The organism is Aliidiomarina sp. B3213, from assembly GCF_003290085.1.
Taxonomy (GTDB): Bacteria; Pseudomonadota; Gammaproteobacteria; order Enterobacterales; family Alteromonadaceae; genus Aliidiomarina.
Map to the genome: position 1 here is coordinate 67,464 of NZ_QMKJ01000004.1, position 22,106 is coordinate 89,569.

General features: G+C 40.7%; 21 protein-coding genes. 6 read left to right on the forward strand and 15 right to left on the reverse strand.

What is annotated here, in order from left to right:
* Positions 1 to 189: 189 nt before the first annotated feature.
* From DQX04_RS11395 to DQX04_RS11415, 4 genes are all read right to left on the reverse strand, one after another.
* Positions 190 to 555: a hypothetical protein gene (locus tag DQX04_RS11395; RefSeq protein WP_126266359.1), complete on the reverse strand. Its 366-nt coding sequence runs from the start codon at positions 553 to 555 to the stop codon at positions 190 to 192.
* 162 nt (positions 556 to 717) lie between these two features.
* Positions 718 to 1,203 carry a hypothetical protein gene (locus DQX04_RS11400; protein WP_111916064.1) on the reverse strand — a complete coding sequence of 162 codons (486 nt, stop codon included), beginning with the start codon at positions 1,201 to 1,203 and terminating at the stop codon, positions 718 to 720.
* Between the two features lie 581 nt (positions 1,204 to 1,784).
* Positions 1,785 to 2,486, reverse strand: a complete 702-nt coding sequence (locus tag DQX04_RS11410; RefSeq protein WP_111916066.1) for a hypothetical protein — start codon at positions 2,484 to 2,486, stop codon at positions 1,785 to 1,787.
* Positions 2,476 to 2,817, reverse strand: a complete 342-nt coding sequence (locus tag DQX04_RS11415; protein WP_111916067.1) for a PadR family transcriptional regulator — start codon at positions 2,815 to 2,817, stop codon at positions 2,476 to 2,478. Before DQX04_RS11415 ends, DQX04_RS11410 begins: the two co-directional genes overlap by 11 nt.
* A 231-nt stretch (positions 2,818 to 3,048) precedes the next feature.
* Between DQX04_RS11415 and DQX04_RS11420 the strand changes: the two genes are divergently transcribed.
* Together DQX04_RS11420 and DQX04_RS11425 are read left to right on the forward strand one after the other, a co-directional pair.
* Positions 3,049 to 3,435 carry a PadR family transcriptional regulator gene (locus DQX04_RS11420; protein ID WP_111916068.1) on the forward strand — a complete coding sequence of 129 codons (387 nt, stop codon included), beginning with the start codon at positions 3,049 to 3,051 and terminating at the stop codon, positions 3,433 to 3,435.
* Positions 3,429 to 3,995, forward strand: a complete 567-nt coding sequence (locus DQX04_RS11425; RefSeq protein ID WP_111916069.1) for a hypothetical protein — start codon at positions 3,429 to 3,431, stop codon at positions 3,993 to 3,995. Before DQX04_RS11420 ends, DQX04_RS11425 begins: the two co-directional genes overlap by 7 nt.
* 606 nt (positions 3,996 to 4,601) lie before the next feature.
* Here DQX04_RS11425 and DQX04_RS11430 read toward each other — a convergent pair.
* The 3 genes from DQX04_RS11430 to DQX04_RS11440 form a co-directional block, all read right to left on the reverse strand.
* Positions 4,602 to 5,741 carry a hypothetical protein gene (locus DQX04_RS11430; RefSeq protein ID WP_111916070.1) on the reverse strand — a complete coding sequence of 380 codons (1,140 nt, stop codon included), beginning with the start codon at positions 5,739 to 5,741 and terminating at the stop codon, positions 4,602 to 4,604.
* Positions 5,742 to 5,969: 228 nt separating this feature from the next.
* Positions 5,970 to 6,839 carry a hypothetical protein gene (locus tag DQX04_RS11435; protein ID WP_111916071.1) on the reverse strand — a complete coding sequence of 290 codons (870 nt, stop codon included), beginning with the start codon at positions 6,837 to 6,839 and terminating at the stop codon, positions 5,970 to 5,972.
* A 326-nt stretch (positions 6,840 to 7,165) separates the two neighbouring features.
* Positions 7,166 to 7,417, reverse strand: a complete 252-nt coding sequence (locus tag DQX04_RS11440; protein ID WP_111916072.1) for a DUF4177 domain-containing protein — start codon at positions 7,415 to 7,417, stop codon at positions 7,166 to 7,168.
* Positions 7,418 to 7,844: 427 nt separating this feature from the next.
* On the opposite strand from DQX04_RS11440, the gene DQX04_RS11445 reads away from it, so the two are divergent.
* A complete protein-coding gene (locus DQX04_RS11445) occupies positions 7,845 to 8,687 on the forward strand; it encodes a tetratricopeptide repeat protein (RefSeq protein ID WP_111916073.1) in 843 nt (280 codons plus the stop codon).
* A 210-nt stretch (positions 8,688 to 8,897) separates the two neighbouring features.
* On the forward strand, positions 8,898 to 9,122 hold the full coding sequence (locus DQX04_RS11450) for an AbrB/MazE/SpoVT family DNA-binding domain-containing protein (RefSeq protein WP_111916074.1): 225 nt from the start codon (positions 8,898 to 8,900) through the stop codon (positions 9,120 to 9,122).
* 99 nt (positions 9,123 to 9,221) lie between these two features.
* On the opposite strand, the gene DQX04_RS11455 is transcribed toward DQX04_RS11450, so the two are convergent.
* From DQX04_RS11455 to DQX04_RS11480, 6 genes are read right to left on the reverse strand one after another with little or no spacing between them, the layout of a single operon-like run.
* Positions 9,222 to 9,458 carry a hypothetical protein gene (locus DQX04_RS11455; protein ID WP_111916075.1) on the reverse strand — a complete coding sequence of 79 codons (237 nt, stop codon included), beginning with the start codon at positions 9,456 to 9,458 and terminating at the stop codon, positions 9,222 to 9,224.
* The gene (locus tag DQX04_RS11460) at positions 9,427 to 11,031 is read right to left on the reverse strand and encodes a TnsD family Tn7-like transposition protein (RefSeq protein ID WP_111916076.1); all 1,605 of its coding nucleotides are present in this window, start codon (positions 11,029 to 11,031) and stop codon (positions 9,427 to 9,429) included. Before DQX04_RS11460 ends, DQX04_RS11455 begins: the two co-directional genes overlap by 32 nt.
* Complete coding sequence (locus DQX04_RS11465; protein WP_111916077.1) at positions 11,028 to 11,969, reverse strand: TniQ family protein; 942 nt, start codon at positions 11,967 to 11,969, stop codon at positions 11,028 to 11,030. The genes DQX04_RS11460 and DQX04_RS11465 overlap by 4 nt, the downstream gene beginning before the upstream one ends.
* A gap of 2 nt (positions 11,970 to 11,971) precedes the next feature.
* Entirely contained in the window at positions 11,972 to 13,261 is a 1,290-nt protein-coding gene (locus DQX04_RS11470; protein WP_111916078.1) for an AAA family ATPase, read from the reverse strand.
* On the reverse strand, positions 13,254 to 15,428 hold the full coding sequence (locus tag DQX04_RS11475) for a transposase (protein ID WP_111916079.1): 2,175 nt from the start codon (positions 15,426 to 15,428) through the stop codon (positions 13,254 to 13,256). Before DQX04_RS11475 ends, DQX04_RS11470 begins: the two co-directional genes overlap by 8 nt.
* Complete coding sequence (locus DQX04_RS11480) at positions 15,416 to 16,318, reverse strand: TnsA endonuclease N-terminal domain-containing protein (protein ID WP_111916080.1); 903 nt, start codon at positions 16,316 to 16,318, stop codon at positions 15,416 to 15,418. Before DQX04_RS11480 ends, DQX04_RS11475 begins: the two co-directional genes overlap by 13 nt.
* A 706-nt stretch (positions 16,319 to 17,024) precedes the next feature.
* Between DQX04_RS11480 and DQX04_RS11490 the strand changes: the two genes are divergently transcribed.
* Entirely contained in the window at positions 17,025 to 17,405 is a 381-nt protein-coding gene (locus tag DQX04_RS11490) for a hypothetical protein (protein ID WP_111916082.1), read from the forward strand.
* A gap of 105 nt (positions 17,406 to 17,510) precedes the next feature.
* Positions 17,511 to 19,619 (forward strand): DUF262 and DUF1524 domain-containing protein, encoded by a 2,109-nt coding sequence (locus DQX04_RS11495; protein ID WP_111916083.1) that lies wholly within the window; start codon positions 17,511 to 17,513, stop codon positions 19,617 to 19,619.
* 185 nt (positions 19,620 to 19,804) lie between these two features.
* On the opposite strand, the gene DQX04_RS11500 is transcribed toward DQX04_RS11495, so the two are convergent.
* A complete protein-coding gene (locus DQX04_RS11500; protein ID WP_111916084.1) occupies positions 19,805 to 20,314 on the reverse strand; it encodes a TerB family tellurite resistance protein in 510 nt (169 codons plus the stop codon).
* Between the two features lie 17 nt (positions 20,315 to 20,331).
* Positions 20,332 to 22,101 carry an AAA family ATPase gene (locus DQX04_RS11505; protein WP_165831992.1) on the reverse strand — a complete coding sequence of 590 codons (1,770 nt, stop codon included), beginning with the start codon at positions 22,099 to 22,101 and terminating at the stop codon, positions 20,332 to 20,334.
* Positions 22,102 to 22,106: the final 5 nt, after the last annotated feature.

The window sequence follows — 22,106 nt, forward strand, 5'->3', positions numbered from 1 at the left end:
TCCATGAGGAAACTATCTGAGCGGGTTCTTTGCAGTTGATACTTCAACTGCTCTTCGCTTGCCATAACTCCATCGGCGTGCGTTTATTATTTAAGCAATAACTTACAAGATTGGTTTGGGCTGAGCAAGTAATGAGAGTAATTCGATTTGTAGGCATTTTGAGGAGTGCTATTTTTTCTGTATTACCTACTACTCCTCGTCTTGTTTCTCCAATCTCAATTGAAGTTCCTCCAGCCTTTTTGAACTTTCTAAATGATTTGAATAGCTTTGATAAGCCTCGTAAGCCTGAAATTGCCATGGAAATGGGAGCACGATGAGAAGTAGTGAGCCTGATGCGATTATAACTGCGCTTAATAGACCGCCCACTTTCTTTAGAATATTACATTTTTCACCGGTCTTCTTACCAACGGTTAGCCTTCGTTTGTCTTTAAAGCTTTTATAGGTGTCTAGTATCATTTGAAAGAACACAAAATAACAGACAAAAGTGATTACCGTCGCATTGATCAAATTAGCTAGAAAAAAATTCCTCAATCCTTTTTCAAAATTGGTTTCCATTAACAATACTGCTGAAAATGCCAGATGCCTGCAAACCAAGAATGTACCAACTAGCAATACAGTCAAAACTAAAATTTGCTTATTCAGCCGAAACTTTTTCTTGAATAGTAGATGTAGGAATCTGTTCAAACTATTTAATCCATTACAGAAGCGATACAGTAACTACAAACCAAAAAACGTTTGTCTCTTAACTTTGAAGTCTTTCGGTAAGGCATTAGCGAAGTCTTCGAGGTGATGATCGAAACTATAATGTCTTATTGGGTCACGCAGAGGCTTTTTATTTTCATCTGTAAAAGATATGGCGTAACGGTTGGAGCCTGTAAGAAAGCCAATTACCGTAACTTTGACCTTATCTGAGAATTGGCTAAAGACCTTTTTATCGTTCACATACAAAGCTTCATCTCGTACTTCAAGTTTCACTCTATCGCTAGTTTTACGGTACTCCCTAATCGTTTTACGAAGAAAAAAGAACCATACAATTGGCGCTACAATAGACAAAACAAATAGTCTTTCTGAACGAGCTGAAGAAAACTCGAAACCGGAGCCAATACCTCCCCATATACCATGCAGGCATATGGGAATAAGAATCGCAGTAATGATGCTCGTGTATATAACAACCTTCTTCGTTTTAATTCCGTTTATTATCACAGGCTTTTAATTCCCTATTTTGATACCCTGAATTTAAGTTACTTCAAGAGGCTCCCACTCTACTATGAGCCGCATTTAAAAATGAAGTCACCTTTTTATATTCAATAGCTACCGCCAATCATAGCTCTAAAGTTCACTAGCACCCACAAAAACTGCAAATATGTAATTACAAACAAGCAAATGAAAGCAGTAATGCTACTAAATAGTCGAAAGGTCAAATGAGAGCCTTTGTAAGGTTCTTTGAAAATCCAATAAGCCCCTATGAAGGGTGAAAAGAATGCAAGCCAGGCCAAGTAACCGGTTAAAGCTTCAGTCATCAGTTTGACTTCTAATATACTGACTAAGCACAAATAAATTAGAGTCATAAAGCTCATTATTAGAACTTTATAGAACCACTTCATAGCGATCAACGTTAGTGCCTTCCAGTCATTGTTAGCAATCACAGGTCTACATTTAATTTTAAAGTAGTTAAGAAAATCCCTTCCTCAATCTTCCCTAAATGCAGCGAAATATAGAGGATTCAATCAGTTCCCCTGTAGGGCTGTCAAAATTTAAACTCTCAAGCCCGCAGTATCCCTAACCTATTTCCTAAACCGCCCAAACAGAATCACCAAATAAACCGGAATGGTGAAGAACGGTGCGAGCACCATAAATGCGATTGTTGGCCCTATTTTCTGTGGTTCTGGCTCAAGCGCGCTTATTGCTGCATAGCCAAGTAGGTAAGGTACTACTATAAACGCTAACGCGAAGATACCGTATTGCCAGGAGTTGCTGTTGGTTTTGCTCAAAAATAGGTAGCTTGCGCCAGCAAAGAGCAACGCCCAGAAAATGCCGGGCACATTAATGAACGTAGCCAAACCAATTTGACCAAGGCCATGTTCGTTCCATGCGCTTTGCCAATATTCGCTGTTGAACAAAATAGCGTGTATTTTTCCATCGACCAATAGCTGCCACAATTGTTCTGAAGGGTCTTGCATATTCGCGAGCCAACCAACAAAAAAGACGATGGTGGGTAACGCTAAAATACACAAAATAATACTTATCACTTTTACGAATTTTGTAGTTCTTGCCATAGCTTTCTGCCCATCCCAAATTGCGAACATTGCCTGGCTACATAACCATTTTGTCGTTTCTTGATGCGCGCTTTGGCGCTCGATGTACTCTTCTTCTAAATCCCCAATCAATTCATTTTTATAAGCAGGATTAGCTAACCTAGACAGCAGCCAACCTACAAGTTTGGGCAATGCAGTATGATTCTCTTGTTGAGCGTTTTTAGAATGCATAGCTTTCACCACTGGCCTTAACTGCAACGTCTTTCCACATTGTGTCTATGACTTGTTTCGCATGGCGAAGCGCAGCTTTACCTTCAGCCGTGACCGAAAAAAAGCGTTTGGGTCTGCCACCTCGTTGAGCCGTTGCCTCACCTAACACCGACACCACCAAGCCCTTCTTTTCCATTCTTTCCAGTGTGGAATACAAAGCACCCAATGCTACGTTTCTGTCGATTTCAGAATGAAGAAACTGCCGAATGGAAGCGCCGTAGGCGTTTCCTTCCAAGCGTATTAGCGCAAGCAATACTATGTGCTCAAACTCTCCTAATGATTTCTGGCTCATGTTTACCTTCCCCTATTTTTACTACAAAGTAGTATTTGAATTCCCAGCTTGCAAGTTATTTTTACTACATTGAAGTAAATTAGATAATAAACGGCAAAATATCACGTTCATCTTCAAGATTTACGCACCTATCAGCAGACCATAACAACTTCTGCCAAATATACCTTGCAATACATAGTAAAGTGCATTACCTTGTATTTGTACTATGTATTACAAAGTAAGGTGCATTGCATGGTTAATAACGAAGAAAATACTGAAAAGTGGGATGTCCAATTGCGCAAAGGCTCTTTGGAGTTAGTTGTTCTTGCAGCTTTAAAAGATCGCAATGTGTACGGCTTAGAGCTTTTAAAGTCTCTTCATCAATTCGAGTCAATGCAATTAACGGAAGGAACATTGTATCCGTTGCTAGACCGTTTGAAGAGAGACGAACTAGTTGCCGCGAATTGGGTACAGGAAGGTGAAAGCCGTCCCAGAAAATACTATCAACTCACGCAGAAAGGGTTAGACAAGTTAACGGGTTTTACCCAACGGTGGCGTCAGTCGGTATCGGATATCGAATTTATTATCAACAATCCTGGACCAGCAGCTCTGACAAAACAGGGAGAAGAAACATGTTAGAACGAGATCTTATTCATACTTATTTAAAGTCTTTAGCCAAATATCTATCAAGGTTGTCTAAACCAGAAGCCGACGAAGTTATTCGAGAAATCGAGTCGCATATTTATGACGCGGTAGAACTTGCGCAGGAGCAAAACGGCAGCGCCGATATTGAAGAGATTCTTGCTCGTTTGGGATCCCCACGAGAGCTTGCGGCGCAGTACACCGACCATATTCTCGAAGGACGTCCATTACCTCAGGGTTTCAGATCTATGCAGAGAATTAAGCGAGGAGCCTCAAAAGGGCTTATGGTTTCAATGGCAATCATGGGATTTGGGTTTTCCTTAGTGCTTGCCCTCATTGGCGCTGCGAAATTTATATTTCCAGATCAAGTAGGTGCTTGGAGCGCTGCACAAGGCAATAGCGTTATCATCGGTTTTACCGATTCAGTATCCCCAAGCTCAACAGAAGTTCTTGGCTGGTGGTTCATCCCCGTTGCATGGCTTATTGCCGCAGCTAGTTTTTACATAACCCGTAAAGTGTTGGCTGTGATGAAAGTATCCATGATTTCAGCTCAATAGCTGCTGCAAAAGAGACGATCCTACAGATGCGCTTAAGGCGCACCTGTGGGAGCTTCTCGCAAAGCATCATCGGTTAGCGGGGGCACGTTATCAGATGCTTATCGCCTTTAACCATCAACGTGGAGACCGCACAGCGGTCCGTACTAACTCCCTAACTAGCTACCTCGCACCCAAGCGCAAGTGAAGTGCTCGATGCACTTTGCTTGTGCTGTGACTTTTTCTTTTGTGTTGATGTTGTCTGATGCAACGGCTAACCGATACCAGAGGATTGCGAGGTTTCTGACCGCAGGGTCTCTGAGACAGGGACGTCGAAGAGAAGCCCCCATGGATGGGTTCACGGCGTCCCTGTGGCAGATTCTCGCAAGCCTCATCGGTTAGCCGTTGATACGTGACCTGATGCCTCGCAGCTTAACCATCACCATGCAGACCGCACAGCGGTCCGTACACACAAAAAAGCCCGCAAGTTGCGGGCTTTTTTTTATGATGCAAAGTGTTCTCATGAAATAAGTCGTTTAATGCTCTTCCAATATTTTAAGCTTTTCAAGAGACCATAATATTAAATTAAATGCTTACCACGTGTTTATGTAAAAGCCCTCAATATTAACCTTATTGAGCCTTCAGCCTGTTAATAATCAACTGATTATTACCTTTAACTTCTTGGAGTTTTTTTATCATTTCTCTTTTGCGAATACCCCTATCACTTGATATCCGACTAGTAACTGTGCCCAAAACTCCTAACCACCATGTGTTTGTGATAGCAGTAACACCAACGCCTAATATATAACTGAGATAAGCTTTACCTGTTCGGTCGCCTGCACTAGATGCTTTCTGATAAAGACTCAGACTTTGGTCTTTATATGATGTGTAAGCAATAAAAGCCAATGCAAATATTGGAGGAGCAAAACTCATCGTTAATTCTGCATTATCAATAGCTTCATCTAAGGCTTCGACCAGATCAGCATTCTGAATTGAGCTATTGCTAATTCCTTCGCTAACCCCGGTCATAACAAGGTGGCTGTATACCTCCTCCGTAGTGACTACATCTATTTGTGGATATCTCTCTAATGCAGCTTGGATATACGATACTGAATCAGTTGCTTTAGCTTGGAGAACTGAGGCGTACTCTCCATTAGGCCCTTCAATGGCTATATCCCAGCCGCTTTGAACCGGAGAGTCAGCCAAATAAGCCGTATAACCATCAGGCAAGTTATCATTATTTAGATAATCGACATACTTTTGTTCGAATAGCTTACCCTTTACACCTGATATAAACCCTAGCAAGGATTCGCTATCTAACTCTCTGACTTTCTCTTCAAAGGATATTGTATTGGCCAAATTAGGATATGCAGCCTCGTATGCGTCAATAATATCTTGAGGGATTGAGTTCAGAAGCAACAGGTTAGAAATTGACTCACCACCCAATACGATGGAGTCTCGCGTCGAATCTCTTTTGTTTAACTCTCTGTAATGCCCACCTTGGTTTTCTATATCTGCTTCCAAATTTTTTAGCTTTTCATTAGAGTACGCCGCATCATAATAAAAGCCATAAACAGAGTCAGATACAGACTTGACGTTACTATTGATAAACCTTTTGCCTAATTCTATTTTTTCTTCCGCACTCTGCCGAACATCATCTTTGTTGTCTTTCCAATATTTTTTCCCAGCTTCAAATTCTGACTGAATGCCCGCATGGAGCTTTCGACCAATAGACTTACTCTTGGATAGAATTCCTTTAAGTTTACTCATAAGCATTCTCTATATCACTGATCTGTTGTTCATGCTCGGTCACTCCAGCCAAAATCCTTGCTATAAAAAGGAGTCTCGACCAAGGCTTTTCCGCCACAACAGCCTAAAGGGACTTGCTGTAAGTTGCATTAATTCATCGCGGTCGTCGTAACGTAAGGATTGCTACCATCTAAATACGAAAGTATTTTCCATCCATTTATTCACTTATCTCGCGAGAAGCTAAACGCTTCAACTTCCAGCGCAGCTTTGCTGCGTCCGGGCGCTTCGATTTGCCAAGCATTTGTCCAGTATTTTTAAAGTTTGACTTACCTCTAACTGAGCTTCGTGAAACCAGCCTCCATTGCGTTTCAGGTAGTCATCAAAGATCCTGAGCAACTCTTTTAGTTCATCAATATTGTCTAATCCAATCTTAACCTTGTCAGATGCATCTTGTATCCCAAGAGTTGATAACTCTCCTTTTGGTGGGACACCTGCTTCTGCAAAATGATACCTATTAACAAGTTCAATTGCTGACAAAACTACGATATCCACTAAATGCTGCGGATCAGAATTAATACCAATCTTTCCTCGAAATACAGAAGCTATTCGAGGTTGTAAGTATTCGATATATAAAACATGTTGGAAAGTTTCACTTTGTTCAGGGGGCGCACCGCTTCCATCATCGAATGGAAGTGAACGGCGGTAAGCATTCTTCACTAATGACAACGCTAATAAGCATTCTTCATCCAAAAACAGTTGATGGCGATAAAACAATTCTTCAAACTCACCTCGCCCTATAGAGGGAACAGGCTCGTATAGCCCTTGGTCAGGATGGTAGTGAGCCATCCAATCCTCGTTGATTTGAGCGATTTTCGTTATTAGGGCTGCAAAAGCATCCCTTTGATGGTCAAAGAACAATGAAGTGCGAAGTTGTGAAACCTGATTTTCGTGCCTAATTCCTTCTACTTTCGAATTCAGTTCAGTTTTATAGCTTTCTAACTTTTCGGCATATTCATGCTTAATGGATTGTTTCAGCCTCTCTGAAATCCAACCTTTTGCAAGCCAGACTACAGTTACACTACTTAACCCACCAGATAATATGCTGACCAAGTATTCCATTCTTGTCTCCTCATGCTATGTATGGTTCAAATTCCAGATACATGCGCATTCTTAAAAACACACGAATACGATCTAATGGGAGCAAAACAAGCATATAAAAGCGAAAAACAAGAAAGACTCTTCCATGAGGAGGTTATATGAGCGGGTTCTTTTGCAGCTAATTCTTCTAGTGCTGTTCGCTTGCCATAACTCCGTCGGCGCACGTTTATTATTTGAGCAATAACTTACAAGACTGGATTCTTTCACGCAAGTAAATCCCAGAATACAGGAAAACAAACCAGCCTAAAGAGCCATTCAAAGAGTGGCCGTACAATAATCCAGAATTACTATTTTAGTGGTCGTTTTAGTATTACCTCGTAGCTAGCGCCACCGTAACTATTCGTTGCTCTTCGCGCTGTAACCAACTCCCATCCTTCTTCTCCAAACTCGTTCATCTGAGATTCAAAATTAGAGTCGCTAGGAGCGGAAATTTTATATTCCCAACTTTGCGAAGTTAGTTTTTTTTGAAGATTGAGCGCTACAACAGCAATCAAAACTATAACTAAAAAAATTAAAATATTGGCTTGTTTAGTTGTCATTTTGGCTAATCCTTAATTGAATTTTAATTATCATTTTCAGAAGTTATACCTCTTTAGCATTTGCGGAGCGGCTTCCAAATACTTCCTACTTTTATCGGTGGTACACCACTGTGATTTACCGTGACACAATAAGGTGATAATTTCAAAAGCATACCAAACCAACAACTCCCCACCTCGCCAGTAGAACGGGAAGCAGTCTGCACAACTAAGCCAGATACATAGTCCTTATCCATAACTGTGGAGACCGCACAGCGGCCGGTTCATACGTACGAAAGAGCCCGCAACTTGCGGGCTCCTTTTAAGTTTATGTCTTTTTGAATTATTTTGATAGAATCATTTGACCTTAAAGTAAACCTGCACTCACCTTCATATTGGATTTGTGTGAATCTAGTGGCCATGGTGGCCAGTCTTTTAAAAAGGAGTATTTATGAAGCATACTTTTGGTTTAACCTTGGTCTTTTTAAACCTTTTTTTATTAAGCACTCAAGCATTGGGTGCTGAGGTCGGTGACAGACCCTCCTGTGTCGATCTTTTTACTTCAAATCAATATAACGAAGCTTTCCCTGCCTGCCTAAGCGATGCTCAAGAAGGTAACGAACACGCGCAGCGGTTTGTAGGCTTTATGTATCGAGAAGGTCGTGGTGTTCGCCGCGATCCTCAAGAAGGCTATAAATGGTATCTTCGCTCAGCAGAGCAAGGAAATTCAGATGCAATGCTCCAAGTTGCGCAGATGAATCTAAACGGAGTGGGTACACCACGAAACCCTCATCTTTACTACCAATGGAACCTAACACTCGCTACAAGTGGTGATTACACAAAAAAGAATACAGGTCTGTATAATCTCGGCGTTGCTTACCAAGAAGGTATTGGTGTTCCAGTGAATTACAGAAAAGCCTTAGACTACTTCGTCGAAGCCGCTAACGAAGGTTTAATCACCAATGCGATGTTTAATATCGGAACCCTGTACAAAAATGGGCCGACAGGTGTACGCCAAGACCCTTACCAAGCTTTTCATTGGTTTGAAAGAGCTGCAAAACGAAAAGACGCAGAAGCCATGGCACTTATTGGCGAGATGTATGCTAGAGGCGAAGGGATCTATATTGACTTTTCTCAAGCCTATGCTTGGATGAGTCTGTCTCAATTACTTGGACACCGCATCAATCAAAACCTTTATCAGCAGGTCCAACGGAATTTAAATTCATCAGATCGACAAGAGGCGCAAGCTTTTATTGATACTTGTATGCAACAAGGCTATTGGGGCTGCGAATAACAGCCCTATTATTTTCGGCCACACTTTCTTGTTTAGGTTATGTAGTAGCGGACTAATAATCCACACTTATAGATTCAAACCGCCAGAAAATACTCGTACTAACCCAGTCTTTTGTCTGTGAGGGATAAATACCAATCATTTAACCTTTCCCCGAAGTAAAGCTGTAAAATGTAGTAATCTCTACTCACGGGGAGTAGTCGAAGAGGACTTATGACTAAAGTAAGTGCAAAAAGACAAGTTACATTGCCCAAAGAACAATGTGTGGCCGCAAATATCAATGCGGGCGATGATGTCGAGTGCTTTGTTGAAAGACAGGGCGTTATTTCAATCGTGAAAAAACAGTCAGGTGCAGGGAAAGGCTTATTAGAGGGTATCGCCACCCATTCGCAAATAAGCGTTCAAGAGTCATTAGATAGTGCAATTGATAAACAGTAGCGATTGATACGCGCGCGTTCTCTCGCTGAGTGTGAAAAGACGATCGAAAGCAACCTAACAAAGTGACTTTGTTGATTTGATGCATTCCCCTGCTGGTATTTAGCATTGTAGAGCCTCGGTTGAAACACCATTATTATTCAATAGACAATAGGTTCGCCCAGACATCAGCAACAACTGTTCATCTTCAGTAAGTTGCCTTTCTGCTGCCGTGCCTAAATAAATCCATTTTTCTAAAACCTCACCCGGTGTCTTGGGAAGCTTTTCCAAATAAGCTCCAGCAGATTCAATCAAATCGATATCAATTTCAATTGTGCTTTTTACATCGTTCTCTGACATGGTTTTTCTCCTGTAGATTTGAAAACCTCTTAGACACGCGTCTGTAATAACGCCAGCAAAGTGGCATTTTATGAAGGGATTTCGTGAACCACCCTTCATGCTTAAAGGCTCTGTCTAAATCGCTTAACGAAGGCACTGTACGCTGCTGAAGGAGCCAATTTCGAACCAAATCTTTAAGTTTTACAAGTAGGCTTTTATCCCGCTCAATCCATTGCTTATACCCGTGATAGACTCTCTTCTGTGGTTTGGGCAAGTTTTTGAATAGCCATGTTTTGTCATAGGTGTATAAAAACTTATACTCCTTTTGCGCAAGCTTTCTTAACTGAGTTCGTGAGTAATTTGGGTGGCGCTGGATTAATGCCACCAGAACGCTGCGAGCTTGATTTCGTTTTTCAAGCATCCGAAGATACTGACGCCAGCTGGTGAGATTGGGCACTGATTGGATAATCTGCTCTACAGCGCCCACTGATATCTCAAACTTGCTCGCAATGCTTTCTCTGCACTGCCCATTGATTGCCATATCAATGATATTTCTCTCCATGTCAGCTGTAATAAATTTTCTGCGCTCATCTACCGGGAGCTTTAAACGTTTTGCGGTTTGTTTCACATAACTCATACTCACTCCAACCCGCCGAGATATCTCCCGCATACTGAACTTGAATTGGTGGAGCATAGATACACATCTGAGAGCTTGTCTTTCGCTGACGCCTCGATATTCTCGCTTAGGATAGTTTCTAAGCCCTTTTGAGAGAAAAGAGAGCCCGAACCTCAGTAGTGTTGCTTTAAAAGGATGAATGGGTTGTGAAGGGATTAGGATAAGTCTACGTAGATGTCCTTCGTTGATTGTTCTTGGTAGTCCCAGTCCACGCTCTATTGCATCTAGAAAATGAAGAAGACTTTTCATATCAAGCTGACGCCCCCGCTTGAATGCAAGGGGATAGGATTTCAGGCCATCAGTTTTGGTTGCATCGAACTCTTTAGATTGCGCAATAAAGTCTTCAACAAATACTGCGAACATGACTTGCATTGTAGATGCCTTTTCAACCCTATGATTTGAAGGCAATGAAGGAAGTGTATAGTGTCGACTATCGACCCTTTGCGCAACAAGTTCACATCCGTGCTTTGCACAAGCCTTTACCCCATAAAACTGATGGTTTAAGCGCCAATATCCAACCCCAATCCTCTCAATGTCCTCTGCGTAGCACAACGGACAAACATTGGATATGTCATGTGATGAAGCCCCTAGCTGAGATATCATTGAGACATTCGCAAGGGATTGAGCATTACTCCCCAACATCAATCGTTTTAACTTTTCAGACTGATTCGTGAAATGCGCATAAATGTTGTACAACGTATGATGAGACAGCAGGTAATCTAAGTCGTAGTCAGCGCCCTCTGAAATTTTACTCAACTCCGTCGGTAACTCTTGATTGATACTTACAGAATCTCTTCCAAACCAATCCCGGGCAACTACGCGCGAATTCACTATGCCCCAGATGTGCTGACACCTTGAAACATAAGAATAGATGGTTTCATTGTTCTGGATCCGAGGCGAGTATATCGAAATGCTCACGACTTTAATTCAGGCGAGGGTAATTCAAGCTCATATAATGAGAACAGCTTGAATAGTAGAAAAATTAATGGATGAGTTGGTTTACGACATGCCATTAACTCTATTGGATCCACCATGGATGTATGTGCGAGAGCTTCAATATTCTTCCTATGATGTGGATATAAAGTGAGAAGGTATTTTTTTAGTGCTTTTGCCCATTGTTCTTTTACTAACTCACGCATCGGTGAATCCTTTTCACTACAGAAGCTGCTTTCTAAAAATACTCTTTTATGAAGCTTCATCTCTTCTCGACACGCCTCAACTCCCTTTAAGCGAATTCGCGCGGTCTCAAAATCTAACCAACGATGAAGAACTGTCAGCTTTGGCTGGAAACATTTACTGCGGTCAAAAAAATCATCACTATGCTTAAATCCCTTAAAATCAGAGTTCTCGCGATGATAGAGCACTTCTTCATGCTCGTGGCAGATGAATGCGGTCATATCCTGATGTTTCGTTCGCCAAATTCCGAATCCGTATTTTTGTACAGATTCTTCGTAGCACTTCGGGCAAAATTTAAGAGACTGAAAGCTGAACAGAACCCTTTCTGCACGAAAGAGAAAATATGCACCCATGCTTATTTTTATATTTAGTACGTGAGCATGACTGTCTATCCAACTATCAGAATCTAAAAAACCTCTCCAAAACCCTCCTCCAAGGTGATTTTCTATTAACTCTGCTCTGGACATGGTGCTGAAAAATGGGCTCATCCTAACAGCCCATTTGGGAACCGCCTCCCCAAAGCGTCTTGGGGCAGGCATGTCCATTTCTCTGAATAATGCCGCCTCACTGTGGCATTCTGAGAACTGAATCAGTCGGTGTAAATAACCGAACAGATATTCATCTTCTTTGATGACAAGATTATCAATAAGCAAGCTTGCGAAGGTTTCTTTCGGCATCATACTTACTCACTCCAATCTTGCTCGATTAACCTGTCAAAGAATTCCTTGTCATTTTTACCTCTAGACTTAGCAGGATCAGTATCTTTAGGTTTCTCAGCTAATTTAAGATTTTTGCCAGAGCTTACTGATTTGCCTTGTCTCATTTTGAATTGTGGTTTTATAGAGTCATCACGAATATGAGTATTTATGTGCGCCTCATACAGGTAATTTGAAAGATTTGATTGTGAGAGTTCCTCACTCAATTTAAGAAGGTAACTTGTCATCCTTTTCAGTTTACTGATATTCCCTTCCGTATAATAAAATATGAGGTGTTTGAAATCTTCGGTAAGCCATTGAGGTTTCAATCCAAGAAAATTGAGCATCGTTGCCTCGACCATCTCTTCCCAAGTATGAGACTCAATGTCGTATGCATTCAACTTGACAAGACCATCACTCAAAAGGCGACGCTCTGTTTGCTCAGGCTGGTCTTTTTCCGTAAACAAATCCACCACCTCAGGTGTGCCAATGAATAACATTGGAATGCCTAAGTCATTATATAAATCTTCTAAAAACTCATTGGTGAGTCGCTTTGCATCTTTTGTTTTTTTGCTATTAAGTACAAATTGAACATCATCGATAACGATCAGTCCCAGACCGACCATACGGCAGAGTTTAATGACGTGAATAATTTCATCTCCGACTGTTCGTCCCTGTATTCTGGAAGCTAGACTCGTGCCGAGTTTTTCATCTATTGCCCCCAAAATTGATATCAGGAATGGACGTTTACTGCTGGTGCTTTTCATATACACCTTGATGTAAGGTATCTGAGGTAGACGCCGTCCTCCTGTCTGTGGTGAGGGCGCATGGTAGTATTCACTGACATCAAATAAAGACAATACCTTTTCGATCTCCTTTGTTTTACCTTGCCCAGAGCGCCCGATAATCAACATAGAGCTACCCGCATCCGATATTGAGGGCGGTCTGGGAATGTCTTTAACTTTTTCGCTTCCGTCCTCTATACAGCACAGATACTTGTCATAAGTATCTTCTTTTGGGTGTCGGTTTAAGTAGCCGGTAAAAATCAGGTCGTGAATACTAGTGTAGAGTTCATAAGTATGCTCTGTTGGAACAAAGAACCTCTTAGAAAGATACTTAAGTCGAACTCCGCCAGAGGCGTCGTTAAACCCTTCTTTTTTGTCGCTTCTTTCTTCGAGTCTATCTAACACTTCTGACTCAGTAAGCCGCATACTCTGAAGCCTCTCGATAAAAGGGTTCCCATTAATTAGTTCTTCTAAAAAATCATCATTACTCATCTTTGTACTCCGTTGGTTGGTCGTTATACATTTGGGAGTTCTCAGACAAGTCCAAAGTCCCAAAATCTAGTCTTGATTCAATCGAATCACGAACAATCTCCGCTTGTTGTTCAGCTTTAAAGTTGTCTTTGATACCTGCAACCATTCCCTTCCTATCTATGACTTTCTTAGTTGATGATTGGTTGGAATTTATGAGGTTTTGCAGTTCAAATCTGTCGAGGTTTCGGTCTTTTCGATTTATAGATTTAGATCGCGCTTGTAGCTCTCTGAGCTGCTGAATTTCCTCATAAACAAGCTCTGCATAGCTCTCTAAATTGGTTCCAATCGAGAACTCTATAATCTCATTGTCAAATTGCTTGGAACGAAACCATGCAAATCGCGGGTCATCGGGGTTGGTTCTAACATCAATTGTCTTTGGTGTCTTACGAAGCATTATTTCAGTCTGCCATTCTTGAAAGGCCTTATGCTCCGTAAAGTAGGAAAGTCGATTTGACTTTAAAGTAATCCCGCTTTTTCCAATAGTGGCCTCAACGCGGTCTAATAGCGCATATTTAATTTGTTCTTTGGGCCTTCTGACACCTCCACCCATCTTGCCTGAAATGTGTCTGTTCCAGATTGAGATAGGAGTAGGAGCGACACCGTCTAACACATCAAATGTTTGTAATCTGGAGAAGTTCACTCTTCTTTTATTGAAAGAAAGAATGGCCTTGATGACGAGTTGATTTAGGGTCTGGATGTCATATCTCGCGAAGTTTGATGGATGAGCCGAGTCTTTGGCGGGTCGGCGCTTTACCGAGCCATCTAGCTGCTGAATTACAATTTGATCAATAGCGTTAAAATTTACTTCTACCGTGCCCTTTCGTTTTCCCAAATAGGCAGGAGCATATGTTATCGTCTCTAGCTTTAAGTCCTCTGCAATAATGTCATCGAATAGCTTTGTCGTGTACTCTCCAGCTCTATCACAAAGTAAACGGGTACAAACGTGCTCACAGGGCCAATCACTATCATCTATGGGAATTCCATACTTTCTACAAAACTCAACTTTGTTTGTAAAAGCGTTGTATAGAGCCCTTTTTACTGCCGCAGTTCCGGTTTGAAACGTCAACGTATACCCAACAATCATAGTGCTATAGCTGTCTACGATAAAATATAAATAAGGTCTCCCAAGCACCTTTGGTGAGTCTTTACCGTTTTCATCCTGAACACGAGACACCACATAAAGATTCAAGGTTGTGGCATCAATTTCATAGGTATGCGACGGGCCTAAGGAATAGTCCTGAGCCCTTCCCACAGTGAGCTCATGATTATTCTGAACATTCTTGGAGCTAGTTTTGTACACTTCCCATTTTTTATAATTCACATTCTTTTTGAAGTGATAGGAAAATTGCTCTAATGAGATTAACTTCAAAGGGTCGGGTATTAGCTCCTCGATACCGTACACGTTAATTATTTTTGTACAGAGTTTTGATGAATATAAAGCGAACAATGCTGAAAGATGATGATTTTGGGCTCTCGGGAGTATCGATTTGATAAACTTTTTTATCCGCGTCTCATCTTCTTGGTTAAAGTCCCTCCTTAAATAATCATCAGACAACCCTTTTCTACCTATATAGTTCCCTCCGCGCGTTTTTTTCATTTCATTCGCAGCTTCATGATCTAGAGGTAACTTTCGGCCTTTCCCACAGACATGGGTCATTGGCAGTAATGCTAACCGATGGCTACCAAAAGCAAGATATTGATTAAGATACTTGTATAGGGTTTGGACAGAGATTGAACCCGCAGATGCATATTTCTCAAGGACTTCCTTAGACAAATCACCTTTGATATACAGTTCAATTTCTTGTGTATCAATGAGCGGTTTGATTATTTGGTATTTTCGCAGAGCATCGACTTCCTTCTCTTCCGTAACAGAGTTGTACAGATCTGAACCGATGAAGTCGTTTTCAGCTCTATCAAAGCCTTCGAATGCATATCCATCAATTGGATCTCCGATGGCTATCACAATAGGTTTACAAGGCTTCACACGCTGCAATGAGAGTGCAACCCGGTTAGTAGTTGGAAATGTCCAACACACTGTATAAACGAGGCCGGGAACTGACTTGTGAACTAACAGTTCATTAACTCTATAGTCAAAGTTAGTTGAGGAATGCGCAACTACCATGCCCATGCGTAATGCTCCTGAGCAGGGTAAACAAAAGTAGAGTCTTCTAGTGGTCTAAATAGGTCTATCTTGAGAGTTTTATGCCAAATGAGATACCAAAAAATCGAGTAGGTTTTTTCAAAAGAAATATTAATGGCAGAAGAGGATTTATTAATAAAATCACGTAATCGATAGCATGGCGTATCATCAAGCAATCTAAGCATTTCATGGGTCGCGTTTTTTAGAATCGCTCTTGGCACATCCAAATCTCTGAACCTGCGTGCCATGTCTATATTCTTCGAAAAAGCCGGCTGTACCATCCATGCCTTAGAGGTAATCACACGAAACTCATATCCTTGAGTCTTTTCCCAGTACACTCTTTCAATTTCTATCTTATCTTTCGTTCGTCCAACAATCCTATCCTTTCCATCCTCGACGGATACATCCTGATCATACTTTAAGGATACTGCAATGCGATTAGCCTCTTGGGTCAGGACATCTTTATACTCAAACAAAAAGTCCGTCGTCATAATCGATGCCTGATACCCCTTATTCTCATCTTTTACCAAGCCTGACTTTGGAGCAAACCTTGGGTGAGGAATGTTCAACTCGCTAGCAATGCGAATTGTTTCATCAACGTTCAGAATGGGATATTGGGTTTTCACATTCGAAACATTACTCAGAAAGGACAGAGCAATGCCAAATCGACGCTCTAGATCAGATAGATACTCTTGGCGACGTTCAGAAGAGCTAAGCTGCTCTGAGGAGGCATTCCCTGCGCTAGAGAACTGCCGCGCGGTAATGTAAGAAACATACTTGCCTTCAAACTTCTTTTTGTCCAAATACTTTTTTACTTTGCTTTCAGTCAACTCTGTGCGTGCAGGCTGCTTAATTTTCGGTTTGTCTACATTTCTCATAACTCTCACCTTTAAATAAGTTATTAAAATAGACAATTCAAACTAAAAGATCAAATAAAAGATCAAAATTATATTTTATCACCATAAAACCCATTAAAAACGCATATTGAAAAATACTAATTTGCATTTTAAATTGACATTTTAAGGTTTCGTGATACTTATAACTTTATAAAATAGATCTTTATTAAAAATAAATATCACAAAAGCCACTTTTAATATCAAAAACAAAAATTATGTCAACACGAGTAAATATAAACCATTGATTAACAATGGTTAATGGAAAAATAAAACGCGGGAGTTTTTCATGATAAAAATAAATGAAGGGAGCCTTTTAGCATTCGAGGCATTCTTGAAAAATCAGTGCGGAGGACATCAAAAGACGTTTGAAAATTTCTCCGCGCATTTTGAAATGAGGTCTAAGGAAGCTATCTCGAACAAAAGCCAATCAGAAGACTGCCCCGCATTGCCCAATGAGAAGACAAATAAAGGTGACTGATTACTAATATGGTGTAGAAGAAATGAGCTAACGCACACTTCGTTTCATTGCTAACCGCTGCTGGATATTCGAGAGCTTTGAACTTGAGGAATTTCCGTTTAAATCACCTTTGTGGCAGGATATCGAAATTGCCTTTAATATGTATGTGTGTGCAACTCAATGGAGTCACGAAGTTAAAAGGCAAACGCATCAATACTAAGGACTGGTCAAGTGATAAGCAAAAAGCAACCTGATGTGCTCAGAGTGGTTCAGTTCATTTTAGACAAATCAACGAAGAACGAAGCCTTCAGCGTACAATCAGCAACGAAAAGCATAGAGTTGAATGGATTAACTAGGCATCAGTTAGCTCGAATCATGCGAGACATCTGCCTCGCCCCTGAAGATGATGGCAGCCTTGAAAGGTATACCACTGTAAATAATGACGATTTCGATAATCATTCTTGCCATTGGCAGCTCAATGCCAATGCTTACTTCAACTATTTATCATACAAATCTGTAGAGATCGCTAAGAGAGCTTTGTGGATATCCATCCTCGCATTAACACTCACAACCTTAGGGTTAGTGGTGAGCGGCATTGACGTCCTTAACTGACTGTATAAATTGAAGCCAATAACACTAGGCTATTGGCCGGGGAATAAAAGTAATGGCACAACAACTGAACAGTATGTGTACCGCGTTATATGGGCTTGATCTGATATGAAAGCGACCGAAGCGAAACTACTGGAGTTTCTGAAGAGATCTCCTCAATTTGTTATTCCAATTTACCAACGAACTTACTCGTGGAAAGTAAAAGAGTGCCAGCAATTATGGGATGACATTATACGTAGCGGCAACAATGATGATATTAATGCCCATTTCATGGGATCAGTTGTCTATGTTGAGAAAGGCTTGTATTCAGTCTCATCTCAAACTCCTCTTTTGGTAATTGATGGACAGCAGCGTTTAACCACTATTACCCTTTTGATCGCAGCTTTAACCGAAGTAATTGGTGATCAAGAGCCATTAAAAGAGTTCAGCAAAGCCAAACTAAAAGGTTACTACCTAACTAACCCGCTTGAAAGCGGCGAGAAATTCTACAAGTTAATATTATCACAAACAGATGATTTGTCATTAAAAGCGATAATTAAAGGGTTAGAGCAGCCCAATGAAAGATCGATTAGGGTAGTTGAGAACTTTGATTTCTTTAAAACGAAACTACAAAAAATGGCTGATTTGAAGCCAGTTTGTAGAGGCTTAGCGAAACTGATGCTTGTCGACATTTCTCTCAACCGCGAGCAAGACAACGCCCAGCTTATTTTTGAGAGTATGAACTCAACAGGTAAGGAGCTGAGTCAAGCGGATTTAATCCGTAATTATATTCTTATGGGTCTGGAGCCTGAGCACCAAACCCACCTGTATGAACAATACTGGCGACCAATGGAACTAGCATTTGGGCAACAGGCATATAGCGACTATTTTGATAGCTTCATGCGTCATTTCCTTACTGTTAAAACACGCGAAATTCCTAAGATTAACGATGTTTACCACGTATTTAAGGAGTATTCCACACGACCACACGTTGCTAGCAAAGGTGTAGATGAACTCGTTAAAGACATTAGAAACTATGCGGTCTACTTTTGTGCTTTCGCTTTAGGTAGAGAACAAGACGAACAATTAAAGCTGGCATTTAAAGACTTACGAGAATTGAAAGTTGATGTTGCTTTTCCACTTTTGCTTGAGTTGTATTCAGACTATTCAACTCAACTCTTGAGCCACGGTGAGTTCCTGTCTGCTGTCCGTATTATTGAAAGCTATGTATTCAGACGCGCTATTTGCGAAATACCGACAAACTCGATGAACAAAACCTTTGCACGTATGGGTATGAGTCTGAAAAAGGATCGGTATTTAGAAAGCCTTAAAGCGTCGTTTATGTTACTGCCGTCTTACCGTCGGTTTCCGAGTGATGAAGAATTCCATAGAAAAATACAAACCAAAGATATCTATAACTTCCGAAGTAAAAGCTATTGGTTGAGACGGATGGAAAACTTTGATCGTAAAGAGCGTATCTTAGTTGATGAATTCACCATTGAGCATATTTTGCCGCAGGCTGATAACAATTCTGAAAAATTACCTACAGTGTGGCGCTCGGAGTTAGGAGATGACTGGGAACGAATATGGGAAACATATCGTCACACTCTAGGCAACTTAACGTTAACTGGATACAACTCTGAATACAGCAACAATGCATTCCTTGATAAATGCGAGCACGAATATGGTTTCAAATTTAGCCCACTCAAGATGAATGAAGGAATTGCGGCTGAATCCCGATGGAATGAAGCCGCAATTCAAAAGCGTGCAAACAAACTAGCAGATAAAGCCACTCAGGTATGGGCAAAAGTTGAATTACCGAAAGATATTATCGATGCTTACAAACCTAACCAAGATCGGCCCACAGGGTACAGTTTAGAAGACCATCCACATCTAGTGGTTGGTAAAATAGCAGAGATTTATCAAGCCTTTCGTAAAGCAGTATTGGAAATTGACCCTTGTGTTACAGAAGAGATCAAAAAGCTTTATATCGCATTTAAAGCGGAGACAAATTTTGTAGATGTAGTGCCTCAGGCAAAAAGACTACGCCTGTCGTTAAACATGCCATTTGCAGAAATAGATGACCCACGAGGGTTATGTAAAGACGTTACCAATTTAGGCCGTTGGGGCAATGGTGATATTGAAGTGGGACTCGAAAATGTTGAGGATATTCCTCATATCATGTCATTAGTTATCCAAGTATTTGAGCGGCAAATTGAATCTACACCAATAATCTAAAAACTAGCGTAGGCAAAAAACTAAGCTAAAGAGAGCGGCGAGAAAGGCTCCTCTCCTCGTTTTGAGATTGAATGTACTGCATTTATCTGCTGTTTTTTGCCTGATATTTTTTGCGTTGGGTTCAAAGTGCTCAAAAGAATGACTGTTTTGAGAAAGACCTACTGCATAAAACTTTACTAACAAAATCAATCAAATCTAAAATTCACTTTTTCTAGCTCATCATGTTCAGGCATTTGAATATCCAAACCATTTTTGATCGTCACAGCTCTATTAAACCGCCTAGAGTGAGGATTAACGCGCAAAATATCTAATAGACCAAAACGTTCATAAATTTCTTCGTCATGAACCTTTAGATGTGCTCTCAAATGCTGAATAAATCGCTTCTCGTTTTCATCTTGCTTCCCATCTGCATTAATCAATCGTATAGCTACTTCTAATATAATTAACTCTTGGAGTGGAGATAAACCAACCTGTTTCAACTGCTCAAACAATTCGGATACTAGCAAAACTCCTTTTAGTTTGAATTCAGCGATTAACTGGTCTAATTCTTGAGACAAATCAACATCATTGAAAAAAGAGGTGTTTTTATCAATATCTCGCAATTCGTCAACCTCTGAATTAGCAATATCTCCGTCGCACCCCATAGTACAAAAAGCAATCTTAAATAATAGCCTTTTGAATTCATTTTTATCCATGTTTGTTCCCTTTTTAATTATTGAATAAACCCTATTGGATTACCTGTCGAATCGCCTTTTTCATCTTCGAACTTCTTCCGCAATATTTCATACTTTTTAAGTTCAGCAGATGAAACTGAGGGTTTGTTCCTATCTATCGCATTTAGCACGTGTTCAGTTGTTATCCTTATTTTCTCACTTAACGCATATCTCGACGACTCATCGACCAAAAACTTCAAATCGCTCGATACATATCCGCTCGTGCTTTTTGCAACGTGCTCGTAATCAAAATCCAACTCCACCGGTCGGTCTTTAAGGTAGAGTTTGAACATTTCTAGCCTCGCATCGCAGTCAGGAGGAGGTAGATAAAATATTTTATCTATTCTCCCTGTTCGTAGAATGGCAGGATCAATTCGTTCGGGTCTATTTGTTGCTGCAATAACAAAAATGCCTTTCTCGGCGCAATTAGACATTTGCGCAAGCAGCTCATTTACCGGTGCAGAATGCATTTGATGTAATCCACTTTCTTCTCGCGTGGGCACGATGGCATCTATTTCATCAATAAATATAATCGTCGGGGAGTTTTCGGTCGCTTCTGTAAAAATTCTACCTATGTTTTCCTCTGTTGCATTGATGAAAGAACTTTTTATATCCGACGGCCGTAATTCGAGAAAGTTGAACCCTATTTCCTCTGCGAATTTTTGAGAGATAAATGTTTTTCCGCAGCCAGGTGGACCGTAAAGCAGCATGCCATTAGGTATTGTTAGACCATAACGCTGATAAAGTTCTGGCTCGTTTAATGCGCGAATAACGTCTTGATGAAGTGTATACTTCAGCTGCTCCATCCCCGCAATTGACGAAAATCCCGCACCATTTTTTACTACTCGTTTATTGGTCACACTCTTTAATGTTGAAGACTCAGAGCTCGCCACACGGACTGGCTGTTTCAAAGCACACACAAACTGTTTTAAGGTCTTAAACCTCTCATCAATATTCGGGTGAACAGCTTTCAATATAGTATTCTTGAGGCTTTCATCATAAAACTTCTCGCCACGGGGCAGTATGAAACTTAAATTCTTATCTCGTACCTCGAATAGTTCATCAATGAACCCCGCCGAAAAATAATCATCAGAGGGATACTCGAAGAACCAAGGTGGGACAGCAAAAATCATGTGATAAAGCATCGCACCCAACGAAAATATCTCACTTTGAATTGTATATACACCATTGAAAACCTCGGGAGCTGTGCAAAAAGGATTCAATAGTTTTAGGTCAAATATCTGATTTTCAGAGTTAAAGTAGCGAGCACAGTGAAAAGAGGAAATAACTGGACAAGCTTGTTCTTCCGAATAATCAAGAAAGATATTTTGTATATTCAGGTTGTTATGAATGATCGGCGGAGAGTGCTCATGTAAGTCTCCTACAGCCTTAGCCACCCTCAAAACAATAGACGTTGCAGTGTACTGAGAAAAGGCACCATCACGAGCCATTTTTTCAGACAGGCTTTCACCGCTAACGAATTCGGTTACCAAATAGTGAAATGTTGTGTTGTCTTTTATGACTACACCACTATCGACAAATGAAATAATGCTTCTATGATCTAGCTTTCGTAGAATCTCTGCTTCTAGCAAATCTTGGTTAAAGAAGCTGTGTCTATGCACCTTTGAGCTATTGTAAAGAGCAACAAGTCGGGTAATTTGACTCTCGTCTTTCACCCGGTAAAGCTCGCAGTTCGATGTTCTGTCTAAAAAGAACTCTACTCGATATTTAGAATCAATGAGTTCTCTTTGCCCGAATGTGCTCTTCACATTAT

Excerpts from the sequence above, each read along its gene's own strand:
- DQX04_RS11440 (WP_111916072.1), bottom strand. The coding sequence starts at position 7,417 with ATGACAACTAAACAAGCCAATATTTTAATTTTTTTAGTTATAGTTTTG.
- DQX04_RS11410 (WP_111916066.1), bottom strand. The coding sequence starts at position 2,486 with ATGCATTCTAAAAACGCTCAACAAGAGAATCATACTGCATTGCCCAAA.
- DQX04_RS11495 (WP_111916083.1), top strand. The coding sequence starts at position 17,511 with ATGAAAGCGACCGAAGCGAAACTACTGGAGTTTCTGAAGAGATCTCCT.
- DQX04_RS11395 (WP_126266359.1), bottom strand. The coding sequence starts at position 555 with ATGGAAACCAATTTTGAAAAAGGATTGAGGAATTTTTTTCTAGCTAAT.
- DQX04_RS11435 (WP_111916071.1), bottom strand. The coding sequence starts at position 6,839 with ATGGAATACTTGGTCAGCATATTATCTGGTGGGTTAAGTAGTGTAACT.
- DQX04_RS11465 (WP_111916077.1), bottom strand. The coding sequence starts at position 11,969 with ATGATGCCGAAAGAAACCTTCGCAAGCTTGCTTATTGATAATCTTGTC.
- DQX04_RS11425 (WP_111916069.1), top strand. The coding sequence starts at position 3,429 with ATGTTAGAACGAGATCTTATTCATACTTATTTAAAGTCTTTAGCCAAA.
- DQX04_RS11445 (WP_111916073.1), top strand. The coding sequence starts at position 7,845 with ATGAAGCATACTTTTGGTTTAACCTTGGTCTTTTTAAACCTTTTTTTA.
- DQX04_RS11500 (WP_111916084.1), bottom strand. The coding sequence starts at position 20,314 with ATGGATAAAAATGAATTCAAAAGGCTATTATTTAAGATTGCTTTTTGT.
- DQX04_RS11480 (WP_111916080.1), bottom strand. The coding sequence starts at position 16,318 with ATGAGAAATGTAGACAAACCGAAAATTAAGCAGCCTGCACGCACAGAG.
- DQX04_RS11475 (WP_111916079.1), bottom strand. The coding sequence starts at position 15,428 with ATGGGCATGGTAGTTGCGCATTCCTCAACTAACTTTGACTATAGAGTT.
- DQX04_RS11450 (WP_111916074.1), top strand. The coding sequence starts at position 8,898 with ATGACTAAAGTAAGTGCAAAAAGACAAGTTACATTGCCCAAAGAACAA.
- DQX04_RS11420 (WP_111916068.1), top strand. The coding sequence starts at position 3,049 with ATGGTTAATAACGAAGAAAATACTGAAAAGTGGGATGTCCAATTGCGC.
- DQX04_RS11415 (WP_111916067.1), bottom strand. The coding sequence starts at position 2,817 with ATGAGCCAGAAATCATTAGGAGAGTTTGAGCACATAGTATTGCTTGCG.
- DQX04_RS11430 (WP_111916070.1), bottom strand. The coding sequence starts at position 5,741 with ATGAGTAAACTTAAAGGAATTCTATCCAAGAGTAAGTCTATTGGTCGA.
- DQX04_RS11455 (WP_111916075.1), bottom strand. The coding sequence starts at position 9,458 with ATGTCAGAGAACGATGTAAAAAGCACAATTGAAATTGATATCGATTTG.
- DQX04_RS11470 (WP_111916078.1), bottom strand. The coding sequence starts at position 13,261 with ATGAGTAATGATGATTTTTTAGAAGAACTAATTAATGGGAACCCTTTT.